This window comes from Chloroflexota bacterium, assembly GCA_018829775.1.
GTDB lineage: Bacteria > Chloroflexota > Dehalococcoidia > Dehalococcoidales > RBG-16-60-22 > E44-bin89.
Genome location: JAHJTL010000096.1, coordinates 1 through 8,811, shown reverse-complemented (window position 1 = coordinate 8,811; position 8,811 = coordinate 1). Strand labels below are relative to the sequence as shown.

Below are 8,811 nucleotides of genomic sequence, written 5' to 3'. Positions count from 1 at the left end.
CGGTTTCCACACGATAACCTGCGGATCCTTGCCAAGCACCTTGAAGAACGGTCGAATCACCATCTCCAAACGCTGTCGGAATGTCTCAGTTTCCGTATCTGTTGGTACACCACACGCACGCGCCCGCGATTTAGCGTACGGTAGGCCAACGTCAAGCGTATCGCGGATGACTTCGAGATCGAGTTCGTCCAAGCCATAGAGTTTGCCGAAGAAGGCATCTATCTCATCGAATACCCGTTGGTCTCTTTCGGCCAGCCGCTTTGACAGAGAAGGGATCATTTGTCGTTGCTCTGCCCTGAGCTTATCCAAGGGGATGACAGGACATTCGTCGAGGTCTCCCTTGTCGAGCACTCGTCGTTCAGAACCGAATCTTGGCCGAGTGATGAGTGCATAGTAGATGCGGATATTGCAGTGTGCAAAGAGATGAAGGTACTGAACCAGCAATGTACCTTCATGGTGTTTGGCACCGGAGTAACCATGTAGGCTCTGGTTGAACGCGACATCGGCAAGACTCAAGAGTGCCCATCCCTGGGTCCTATCAGGTCCAGGGGCTTGTTTCATCAAGGCGAGTGGAGCCCGATAGAGGTCTCGATGTCTAGGCCAACAGGCGGTAGTACGCTTGAATTTTGGCAAACCCGATGGATTGACCGTAAACGTGCCAACTGGGACCTGCGATAGGTCGGGCAAATCGTGCAGAAAACTGGCGTCTTGCTGATGCTGCTTAGCCTTGACCATGTATCCGGAACCGCTATCCAGCCCAAGGTCGCCTTTCCAATAACTTTCAAGCGACTTTCCACCTCCTGCATTAAGACGCCGAATTACCTCAGTGTCTAACGGTGTTCCAATGGTGAGTGCCTTCCAAAGCCACGGTTCATCGAAGGTCGCCGCGACCTCGACTGACTGAGCCGATTTAGAATCGATCCGAACTTCACCCTTACGGTTCAGCACCTTATCATACTGTGGAGTGATGAAGTGGATAACATGACTATTTTGGGGGCGACTATTTCGTGCAAAGAAGAGCAGGAACGGTTGGCTCATCCTCGGCCAGACTTCTGTGTCAGACAGATTCATACCATTGACGATGCCCGTAACTTCGATGAGCCGAAACATTGTTTCCCGTGCGCGGCTCGGGATATCTTCCTGCTTGAGGAGAATTCGGGCAGGTAACGCCATTGCGATGCGTCCGCCGGGCTTGCACCACTCGGTGGATTTCCAAAGGATCGGTAGGTCCGGCGCAAAATCGGGATTCTGGTAGTCGCGTGCCATCACAGTCTCACCTTTGCGATTGATGATGGCCTTGCTCACAGCGGTGAGTTCGGCTGCGAGTGACTTATAGTCCTTCGACAAGCTTGTCCACGGGGGATTGCTGAGCACCAGCTCGAACTGCCCGTCAAATCGGTTGCCAACATGTTCACCAAGACATCCAATGACCGGGCCATCGACTTGGTCAACATCTTGGCGGCGATGGTTGAACAGTACAAGATTGTTCAGCTCCTTGAAGCGCAACTTTTCTGGCGGAATTGGCTTTGGGTCAAGTTCAATGGCCGTAAGGTAGAGACCGAGTGCCGTGAGCTTCAGAGCAGAACCGCTAATGTCGAAGCCAGTGATCTGCTTTTCTAAAATCTCCCGGATAGCCTTGGTGTCAGGTCGCTCGATGGCTTTCCACCGCTCGCGATAAAGACGTCGGAAAGCCAATACCAAGAACACTCCTGCACCACAGGCGGGATCGAGCACACGTGCCTCGTGTGCTTTGGGGAGGCCATCGAAAGCCTCGTCCACCAGGATTGCTGCGATTCTTCTCGGTGTGTAGTAGATACTTGTTTCCTTCGCATTGCGATGTTCCCACTTCCAGCAAAACGCCTCGTAAACCTGACTCAGCAAACCGACGGGCACATGCGCGAAATCGAAGTCGCTCCATTCCAGCTTTGTCTGGTAAGCTTGTGTTCCAATTGGTTTTAAGCGTTGGACGATTGCGCTTAAATGAAAAAAGACTGTATCTGAACTTTTAGCCATCATACCAAAGAAGGTACGGCTGCCGCCATCATCTAGTGGTAGGAAGTCACCGTTGAACGTTTGGTCGAGCCACTGGCTGGTCGCATGCGCGTTTTCTGCGTTGCTGAAACAGTCCATTAAGCTGCTAGCTTGCGGAGCAATGCGTTTCGTATCCTGTTCAGTGACTATGTTTCGATCACAGAGGAAACGAAAAAATAACGCACGACCAAGAAGCGATAGGACATTTGCCGGTTCGATTAATTCGGCAAGACGATCAGCGCCTTCCTTCAGAAGATTGTACATCTCGCTGAACACGAAATCCGCCTTGTCGGGTTCGCCTTCCCCGTCGAATTGGCCTTGAGCCAATCGAGAGAAGAACGTCATCGCATCGCCGGATCTTGCGTGGTAGAGTTTCCACTTTGGGGTTCTATCAGCGAGGCTGACAGGAATAACCGACAGTTCGCCAGGGCGTACCCGGGCGAGATAAGCACGGTCGCCACGGCAGGCGAGGATGCGGCGGAGATGTCCAAATTTGTCTTCCTTTTCTTCGGGAGAAAGCGAGAGTCGGCTCTCGTTAACGAAGAAAAGCAACGGACGCCCCTGGCTTTCCGCAACACCATCTGGAAGTACACCTTTCTGATCATCTGGTTTCTTTGTTTCGATCAAATCTAGATAATCCAATAATTCGGGGGATGGGGGATCGCTGAATAGCCGAATACTGCTGCTATTCATGCCGTAGTTCTGGAGTTCGCCCCTTAACTTCAGTGTTTCGTTGGTATGCATAGTCTCTCTAAAGCGGGTAGGGTCCTACTCATTGCTCTCCTGTGCTAGGCGAATCCTAATAGCCTCCTCTACCCATTGGGTTAGGGTAACGCCATCCAAGGCTGCCTGCGCCTTAACCTGCCGCCAGAGGGTCTCATCCGGATTCCGGAGCATCTTAACCTTGCTATCGGTGTTAATCTTGCTATCTACCTTGACTTTGCTATTCTTGCTTGTCATATATAGCTAGTATAGCATATATAACATGCTTGTCAAGATACCGGGCCCTTTTTTGTCGAGATTAATACCTCGCGTAAGTCGAAGGCAAGCTGCTCTCCACAAGACTGCTGGACTATCACTCGAGCGTACCCATGACTTTACCTTCAACCAAAACGTAAGATCGTGAAGTTGGCTTGAACTTCGGGTAATATAATAGTAAATTGTTACCTTATTGCACGATTTAGCGGAATGTGCAGTTCGCGTGACTTGAGCGAATCAGAGGAAGCCTGAAGGAATGATTTTATTGACACTGGCTTTAAGTGGCTTTACAATAAGCGTGCGGGGGAAGTGTTAAATGAAAAAGCTGGTACCCCTGGTTATTACCGCAGCCTTTCTTGCTATGGCTGTAGTTACGGCGTTGCCTCTAGCACCCACAGCCGTAGCTCAACAAGCAAAGGTTGGAGCACAGTTTAGCACCTATTGGATTTACGATTCGCCTGAGGATACCTTTACCAACGGTGAAGTGACCGGCAGTAAGGAGTGGCACGCCAATATAGGAAGCGGGGTGCCACTTACCGGATTGACTCTAACCCTGGACAGCACTATTGGAGGATTTGCCCCGCTGGACACCGAGGACAATCTTCCATCCAGTCTCACTATGGAAGCCTCGGAGCTGCTAACTGATTTTCCCTATGGTAAAGAGGTGGTGAACCTGCGGGGCGTTGATACAACTAAGCCGGTCTCCGCGGCCCCAATGAGTGTTACGAAACCGGAGACTCCTAGTGTTGTCAATCCATCTATTACCTCTACCTCCCCTTATGACGGGACATACACAGGCACGTTCAATTATGAGTACCGGGAAAACCGGCTGGAGAAGGTGCCGGGTCACGAATACTCGGAATTTGTGGAAGGCGAATGGAAAACAGGCTCATTCACACTCACGGTGACTCTTAAGAGTCTCGCAGGGCCATATGACGTAGAGATATTTGCTTTAGTCACGAGCGTCTACTGTAGCGACCCGAATTTTGGTACCGGACCGAGCGCCATTACCCCTGCACCAAATTCAGCAGCACGCTTACCCGCGGACCCGCCAACAACAACTATGAACCCTTCGGGACCGTATATGGGAATTCAAATTTTTTTCCCGAACGGCGCCGAGCTCTATACAGTCACTCCTTTGACAGTCGCGAAAGCAAGTGGTGATCTCTCGGTGAGTCTTACAGGGCAGACGCTGTCGGGCAGCACCTGGATGGGCGTCACCCCTTCAGGCCCTTTCTCAAACATTGACCTTGCTTATCCTCTTGAGCAGTACCAGTATAACATGAAGGGCAAGAGCTGGAGCCTCACAAGAATATCCCATTCTGTCCTAACCACAACGACCGAGCCGCCGGTGACGCCACCGACCAAGCTCACGGAGGGGACTGTACTTACCGACATATCCGGGGAAGTGTATGTCCGGAAGGGGGGAGTAGATGAATGGACGAAATACGACCAAACTGTTCTAAAGCTGGGTGACGAGATAAGAACGGAGGACAACGGTAAGGTAACAATAGAACTCCCAAATGGTGGCCTGATTGACCTCGGTCCAAGGACCAGCTTCACAATACGGGGTCCGGACAAGGAAAGTTTTGAACTCTTAATAGGCAAAATATGGGTATCCATTCAAAAGAAGCTCAAAAAATTTGAAGTTATAACTCCTATCGCCGTCGCCTCTGTTCGCGGCACTGAATTCACGGTGAATGTGGACGAGGATGGCACAACCACAGTGATGGTATTAGAGGGGTTTGTTGAAGTTCGAGACCTCACCAGTAACGCCGGTATATCGCTACCAGCACGTCAAATGGTTGTCCTTCCCAGCATTCCCGGGGGGCTTACCCAACAAGACATGCTTGGAAAAGTCAAAGTAGTCTGGCCCGAGACGATTGATAGATGGTGGGAGAAAGACTCGGCTGCCACCGGTGAGCAGCCTGTTGTTCGGGCTCCATCGGGCATTGGGACCGTAGTCATGGTCGTAGTTGCAGTTATAGTCATAGTTATGGCATTGATTTTCGCTCTTCTCCTGAGGCGTAGACATGGTAGAACGTGAGTTCCAGTCAAAGAAACATCAGTAGACAATGGCCCGAAACTCTAATTGGGAGATTGACAACCAGGTACCATGGATATATTATCTCTTGGCGACAAGAGTAATTAGGGACCGGAATGTCTCATTGTGGGTCGAAAATGGTGAATAAGTCGCCGTTACGATCACGGCATCTACCGTGGATACTCGTCACTTTAATATTAATAGTCGTGTCACTTGCCGGATGCTGGCAACCAACGTCTATACCCACGCCTGTACCAACGCCCATACCCATACCCATACCCATACCCATACCCCCACCCACTCCCACACCTACACCTACACCTACACCTGACACGACTCCGCCGCCAGCGATAAACAACCTGATTGCTACTGATGATTTGGATGGGAAAGCCGTCCTCAGTTGGGATAAAAGCACAGCGGCAGACTTTGGGCACTATAACGTATTCGTAAGTAAGTCAGCTATGACAGATGTCACCGGGATGAAACCCGGCCAGCAGATAAAAGGCATTGATAATTATAAGTATCTGGTGGCCGGACTAGAACCGTCAACGCAATACTACTTTGCCGTGACTGCCGTAGACCAGAGTGGTAACGAAAACAAACGGGTGATTTGTGCGAGTGCCATACCGACCAAACGTGTGATTTTAGATGTTCCCACCTTGATTTCTGCACCTGATAAAGCTATAATACACGAGTTCAGATGGAAGTGTCAGGGTATTGAGTGGGAATGGGATGCTGAGATTCCCAGGCAGATTTACCAGGTTCTACATGATAAGGCACGGCCCCGTACTATTGATTACTCCATTTATGTGACCCACAGTCTGGACGATAACTTCTTCCAGGCGCTGGTTGCTGAATTAATGGAAGAAGGACAAAAACTCCGTTTTACCAATGCACAAATGGTGGAATTAGCCCTCTTATTTGTGCAGACTATTCCCTACAGCACTGATATTGACACCACCGCTCTTCAGGACTACCCCAGATATCCAATAGAGACCCTAGCTGATGGCACTGGAGACTGTGAGGACCATGCTTTCCTGCTGGCTCAGTTGCTTAGCAGCATGAAGTATGAAGCCGTCTTATTAGAGTATCGCGGGGAACACTGGGCAGTCGGCATAGCCGATACTGGCAACATGTATGGGAAAGTCTATAAATATAATGGAAAGAACTACTTCTATGCTGAGACCACAAACACCGGGTGGAAAATAGGCGATGTTCCTCCAGGGTTTGAACGCGCGGCCTATGTCTGGGAACTGGTCCCGATGCCATCTCTGGGTTGCTCTCACCTGGGCTGGCCTAATTTCACAGGCACCATGCCCTTAAATCTAACAATTTATAATGACGGCACGGCACCTGCGATGGGCGTTACGGTCTATGCCGAACTCGAAGCAGGCGCCGGAAAGTGCTGGGCTCAAGCTGAAACAACCGTAGATATACCCGCGGAAGAAACCCGCGAGGTGACCCTGCAACTTAAACTTCCGCCTCAGTCGATACAGACCAGGGTCAGATACGTGATATTGCATAATGGACGCAAGCTGGCCGAAGGCTTTAGTGACCCGCAATACTTTACTTCGGGGAGTTAATGTAAGAAAGCGGTTGGGACCCTGAGGCAACTGAGCTCCGCAAGCCTGACAAAACCGTGCTGATATGCATCATCCTTAGCAGACGACGAGTCAGCGTACTAGTAACTACCAATTGGTAGTATACTCTTTTCTCATTGGCTATCAATACCCAAAAGGGCAGTTCTATTTGCACTCAGTGTTTTTTGCTGTTATTGTTTTCACTCTTAAAAAGAAGGATGAAACAATTTCGCTTCCAAGTGTTGAGATTGCTTCGACAGTCTTTACAGTAAGTCGGATAATCTGGCTTTTCTGCGATAGGTAACGAAATAGCATTTTGCGACATCTGAGGAACTGAAAAAGGGTCAACGGACTCTGCCATCCAATTTCAATAGGAGATAAGCTTAGAGGCACAGGCCTTGCTGGAAGCTACGATAACCTCAGTGTATGCTAATATGTTGTCTGCTTGACGGCGCTCACGAACCATCAGCAGTAGAGAAGCAACCACTCATATTCTCTTCACGTTGGGTGCAGTAGTCTAGCAATCTCCTCTAACCGATCAAGGACCGTAAGTGGCGTTATCTCGCCAATCGCATGAACCCTTCCTATCTGTACCGCATCCACCTTCTCCCAGCCAGGCCTGTCCAATTGCCATTGGTCCAGACCACCTAATACCAGTATCACTTCGGGGTTTTTGGCTATATAGGGCTCCAGTGTGAATGGGTTTTGAGAGATTTGCTGTACCATATTTTTGTCCTCGGGGCTGGAAGTGAAAACATTGACTCCCCCTGCGAGTTGGATGAGTTCGCTCAACGGGTCGTCCTCTGTCACTGGTGGCCCAGGCGCCGGGGGACCACCACCATGACCCCAAGCGAGGACGACACGCACTTTTGGTAGGTCCTGCACTCTCTCCAACACAGCCAGCTTCCGCTTCTCATAGGCTGTCACTAACTCGTTAGCTTTATCCGATTCCCCAACGATTGCTCCAAGAGAAAGGAGCCTTTTTAGCGTCCCGGTCACACCTACCACTGGGTTGAGACACACGGTGGGAATTCCAGCCTTATCCAAGCCGGGAAACGGGAATTGCGAACCCCAAGGCACGCCCTCAGAGGCACGCACCCAAGATCCGACATTCGCAATAACCATGTCTGGATGTAAAGCCACAATCGCATCGGGATCAATTCCCAATTTGGGGCTGATTACATCTCCCCGAACGAAAGGTTCTCCCAATCGAGGGATGGGAATTCCCGTAGAAGGCCATTGAGAGAAGTCGTCCACGCCCACGATTTTTTCGGACGCTCCAAGTGCTACTAGAATCTCAGTAATCATGGGACCAATAGACACAATTCGTTGAGGAACCCTGAGAAGGTTGACAACGTTGCCGGCATCATCAGTAAAGGACATCGGTGTCGGCGTCGGTTCTGGTGTTGGTGCTGGAGTGGGTATTTTGCCGTCTCCTCCACAACCGGCGAGCAGTGCTGATACCACCAGAATGGCTACCAGTACAATACTGTTCTTTTTCATTGAAACAACCCTTCACCTATAAAAACCTGAACCCTATAATATCCCTAATTTTAATAGACGATCAGTTCAGAGACGCAGGCCTTGCTGAGAGTTATTCTATCGTGTCTATGAAAAAGCCGAGCAACCAGTAGGCTAGCTGCTCAACCCGCTCTTTCCGTAGCAGATTATAGTACTAAGTTAGAGGAAAAAGCAATATTTCGTGACATAGTTTTCACCATTATTGGGTTAAGGTGAGCAACTCTTAGGTTAATCGTCTATTCAGCGAATATTTTTCACCTTTCCCTGAAGAATAAGCGTAAGGACAAGAAATCAGGCTTTCGCCATTTCTTCAATGGTGGCAAATAAGTATCTTGGGACATCTGAAGAAGTCGAAAAACGTAATTGTTTCTCTTTCCCGTGAAAAATCGTCCGATCCGTCCTTAGTGTCCGCTTTAGCTTTGAAAACGGCGGACAGTATTGAAGACTAAGCAGTAATACTGTCCGCCATAGCGTCCTTCCCTAGCTGGTTTTGGAATTATTATCGTCTTCGCCAAACACCAGACGGCGGAGTTTCTCACGGTCTGCTTCCTGCTGACGAACATTTTGCCTGTTCTTTTCTTCCTGTCGCAGTTCGCAATAGTACTGCCAGTTCTCCTGGGTCGGCTCATGCCCCACCGCCGCTCTGACCTTTTTTCT

Annotated in this window: 5 protein-coding genes; 2 read left to right on the top strand and 3 right to left on the bottom strand. The window is 49.9% G+C overall.

What is annotated here, in order from left to right; all coding sequences use genetic code 11:
- Together KKD83_09285 and KKD83_09280 are read right to left on the bottom strand one after the other, a co-directional pair.
- Window positions 1-2,775 (bottom strand): N-6 DNA methylase (locus KKD83_09285; protein ID MBU2536337.1); only part of this gene is annotated, 2,775 nt, incomplete at its 3' end.
- Between the two features lie 24 nt (window positions 2,776-2,799).
- Window positions 2,800-2,991, bottom strand: a complete 192-nt coding sequence (locus KKD83_09280) for a hypothetical protein (GenBank protein MBU2536336.1) — start codon at window positions 2,989-2,991, stop codon at window positions 2,800-2,802.
- A 334-nt stretch (window positions 2,992-3,325) separates the two neighbouring features.
- Here KKD83_09280 and KKD83_09275 point away from each other — a divergent pair, with 334 nt between their 5' ends.
- Together KKD83_09275 and KKD83_09270 are read left to right on the top strand one after the other, a co-directional pair.
- On the top strand, window positions 3,326-5,056 hold the full coding sequence (locus KKD83_09275) for a FecR family protein (protein ID MBU2536335.1): 1,731 nt from the start codon (window positions 3,326-3,328) through the stop codon (window positions 5,054-5,056).
- 134 nt (window positions 5,057-5,190) lie between these two features.
- Complete coding sequence (locus KKD83_09270; GenBank protein ID MBU2536334.1) at window positions 5,191-6,636, top strand: fibronectin type III domain-containing protein; 1,446 nt, start codon at window positions 5,191-5,193, stop codon at window positions 6,634-6,636.
- Window positions 6,637-7,131: 495 nt separating this feature from the next.
- Here KKD83_09270 and KKD83_09265 read toward each other — a convergent pair whose 3' ends face one another.
- A complete protein-coding gene (locus KKD83_09265; GenBank protein ID MBU2536333.1) occupies window positions 7,132-8,136 on the bottom strand; it encodes an ABC transporter substrate-binding protein in 1,005 nt (334 codons plus the stop codon).
- Window positions 8,137-8,811: the final 675 nt, after the last annotated feature.

Coding starts and splice junctions, on each gene's coding strand:
- KKD83_09275 (MBU2536335.1), top strand. CDS start 3,326: ATGAAAAAGCTGGTACCCCTGGTTATTACCGCAGCCTTTCTTGCTATG.
- KKD83_09270 (MBU2536334.1), top strand. CDS start 5,191: ATGGTGAATAAGTCGCCGTTACGATCACGGCATCTACCGTGGATACTC.
- KKD83_09265 (MBU2536333.1), bottom strand. CDS start 8,136: ATGAAAAAGAACAGTATTGTACTGGTAGCCATTCTGGTGGTATCAGCA.
- KKD83_09280 (MBU2536336.1), bottom strand. CDS start 2,991: ATGACAAGCAAGAATAGCAAAGTCAAGGTAGATAGCAAGATTAACACC.